This is a genomic window from bacterium, from assembly GCA_021372615.1.
Classification (GTDB): domain Bacteria; phylum Armatimonadota; class Zipacnadia; order Zipacnadales; family UBA11051; genus JAJFUB01.
Genome location: JAJFUB010000107.1, coordinates 1 through 3,237, shown reverse-complemented (window position 1 = coordinate 3,237; position 3,237 = coordinate 1). Strand labels below are relative to the sequence as shown.

The window sequence follows — 3,237 nt, the reverse complement described above, 5'->3', positions numbered from 1 at the left end:
CAGCGTCCCGTCGCCGCTACTCAGCGCGATCCGCCGCACCCGGTGGCCCCCCTGCTCCGCCACGTAGATCACGCCAGCGGCGTCCACCGCCACCCCTGCCGGACGGCTGAAAGTGGCCGTACTCCCCGTGCCGTTGGTGCCCCCCTCCACCCCCGTCCCCGCCACCGTCGACGCCACGCCCGCCAGCGTCACCCGCCGGAGGCGGTGCCGCGTGTAGTCCGCCACGATCAGCGACCCGTCCACCGGGTTCTGGGCGATGCCCGTGGGGTTGTCGAACCGGGCCACCGTCCCCAGCCCATCCACATACCCCGCCACGCCATCCCCGGCCAGCACCGACACCGCCCCGCCCTGCACCTTCAGGACCTGGTTCCCCCCCGTCACATACACCGCCCCATCGCTGCCCACCGCCACCCCCGACGGCCCACTCCCCAGCGCCGCCAACGTGGACACCGTCACCTGGGTGCGGATGTCCGACGCGGCGGTGACCGGCGTGATGTCCCCGAAGATCACTCGGATACCGACATCAGTGCCGTCGGAGTCGGCGCCGATGGCCAGGCCGCTGCGGTTCGTCAGGCTCACATCCATCACCTTGAGCCCCGTGCCGCCCGGCTGGTCATACAGCACGGTGCTGTCAAAGTGCATGCTGGTGCCGGCCAGGATCGCAGCGGTGCTCACCGTATCCGCGGCCGTCTCTATGGGCGTGACCGTGACCCGCCCGGTCACCACGTCCACGTGGAAGCGGGCCGTACCCACCTCCGCGGCAGACCCGTCGTCGCCATCATCCGGCGCCCGCCTGCCCCCGCCCCCACCGCAACCCGTCAGCATCACGACCACGAACACCATCGAGAGAAGCCCCCGGACCGCCGAGCGTTGCAAGAAAGCAGCTCCCGACACAGCCAGTCACTCCTTTCGCCGGGCACGGCCCTCCTCAGCGAGAGCCCGATACCCGCATGTCTCTACCGTGTCCTGTCGAGATGGCCGGTAGCCGACGAAAACCGGTCCCCCATGGGCGGAACAAGCCCCCCAGTGCTGTACATATTCGCTATCACGCCCGCGGTCTCCTGCCCTCCCGGGCAGCGCTTCCGGGACGCAGTACGCGCTCTAGTACTCACTTGCGTGAGTTCGCGCTAACGGGAGGCAGGTCGTGGGTGTCGCGTCGTGTGCGACGGGCCCCGCGACCGGCGGCGGGGCCCGGCGCGCCGGAAGCAGGAAACTAGACCACAAGGGGAGCATACTAGCGGCCAGGCCGCCGTGGCCCAGACCCGTTCACTTCGGGGACACGGATCGCCGGGAGGCAACCGAGGAGAGGCTTGGATGAGTTCACTGGCCGGCTGGTTGGGCCGCGCTCCGCTCCAGACAGACGTGCTGCAGGTCATGGCCTCCGCCTGCAGTCTGCCGCAATCCCCCACGCAGACCCTTACCGCCGATGACTTCGCGGTGGCCGCCACCGGCTCCCGGTGGGGAGCCCCGTGCGACCGCATCGCCGTCTCCGACGACGGCCAGGTCGTCGTGGCCTTCGCCGGCTACCTCTACGACGAGGACGTAGACCACAAGCGCCGGCCGGCGGCCTTCTGCCTCTCGCTGTACGAGCGCCACGGCCCGACCTGCGCCCGCCTGCTCAGCGGCTCGTTCGCCCTGGCGGTCTACGACCGTGCCCGCGGGCAGCTACACCTGATCGCCGACCGCCTGGCCAGCCGGGGACTGTACTACCTCACCGGCCCCTCGCCGGTGTTCGGGACGGAGGTCAAGGCGATCCTGGAGTACCCCGGCGTCTCGCGCCGGGCCAACCCCGATCGTCTGCGCGAGTTCCTCACGCTGGAACTGGTGCTCGACACTGCCACCTACTACGACCACATCAAGCAAGTGCCTGGGGGGACGGTCCTCACCTGGGAGGGGGGCCAGGTTCATGCCACGCGGTACTGGCAGCCCGAGTTCACCTGGCAGGACCATGGCTCGCTCGACGACCACGCCGCGCAGATCGCCACGGCCATCCGCAACGCGACGCGCCGCACCTGCGCCGGACACGAGCGCGCCGGGCTGTTGCTCAGCGGCGGCCTGGACTCCCGCTCGGTCGCCTGTGCCAGCGAGATGCCGCTGGCATGTGCCACGATCCATCGCACCCGGGCTCTGGAGGTGTCACTGGCCGCGCGGATTGCCGGGGCGCTGGGCCACTCCCACCACTTCCTGCAGGTCAGTCCGCGTTACCCCCTGGAGTTGCTCACGCCGGGCTCGCTGATCGGGGACGCGATGCACGCCTTCCATCACGCTCAGGGCCTGCTGGCCGGCCCGCTCATCGAGCGTGAGGGACTGACCATGGTGCTCACAGGCTGCTTCCTCGACGGGCTCTTCCAGGGTGACAGCACCGCGTCCGGCAACTCCCACGGCCTGTCGCTATCTCCCCCGCTGCGCGGCGCGCCGGACTTCGCTGACCCGGTCGAGTACCTCCTGAACAACTACCAGACCGCTTCCGACGCCGTCCTGGACACCGTGCTGCCGCACGGCTCGGGGCCGGAAGTGAAGCAGGCCAACCGTGAGACCATGTCGCGGATGGCGGCGGATGCCCGGCCGTACGCGGTCACGAACTACGACCTCGTCGGCCTGCTCAAACTCCTCAATGTCTCCAAGACCCGCTGCCACCTCAATGTGTCCGCCCCGGGCCGCCTGGCGGACGAGGGGGTCTTGGCCTTTGACAACGAGGCGTTCGCAGCCTTCCTGGCCCTGCCGCCGCACTACCGCTATCAGTGCCGGGCCTACGCCCGCGCGCTCCGTCTGCTCAGCCCCCGCGTCGCCGCGATCCCTCGCTCCCGGACGGCGCTGCCCCTCGCCCGCAGTCGCCGGGAGGAGATCCTGCGGCACTACCAGGCCCTCTGCGGCATCGTGACCGCGGGCGCAGCTACCCGCCTGTGCCACTACCAGTGGTTTGACCGCTGTGCGTGGCCCCGCATTGGTGTCGCCTTCCAGGAGTGCGAGGACTGGCGCCGCGCCCTGCGGCAGCGGGCGGCGGCCTCCGTTCTGGTGGACACCGGCCTCCTCGACGGCGCCGGCCTGCGCCAGGTCGTCGAAGACCAGATCGCCGGCCGACGCCAGTCCGTGATCTTCCTCGGCACCTGGCTGACCCTCGAGGAATGGTTCGCCCGCTACGGCTAGTGTGCTGTCCCGATGATGGCTAGTGCCGGCTTGCGGAAGTTCGCGTTACCATAGGCGGTGGGTGTCGCGTCGTGTGCGACGGGCCCCACC

General features: G+C 70.2%; 2 protein-coding genes. One reads left to right on the top strand and one right to left on the bottom strand.

The window, feature by feature from the left end:
• Positions 1–876: hypothetical protein (locus LLH23_16030; GenBank protein MCE5239970.1), on the bottom strand; the 876-nt coding region annotated here is incomplete at its 3' end.
• A gap of 438 nt (positions 877–1,314) precedes the next feature.
• Here LLH23_16030 and LLH23_16025 point away from each other — a divergent pair.
• Complete coding sequence (locus tag LLH23_16025; GenBank protein ID MCE5239969.1) at positions 1,315–3,147, top strand: hypothetical protein; 1,833 nt, start codon at positions 1,315–1,317, stop codon at positions 3,145–3,147.
• Positions 3,148–3,237: the final 90 nt, after the last annotated feature.

What these genes read in the sequence shown, in the direction of transcription:
- LLH23_16025 (MCE5239969.1), top strand. Translation starts at nt 1,315, where the DNA reads ATGAGTTCACTGGCCGGCTGGTTGGGCCGCGCTCCGCTCCAGACAGAC.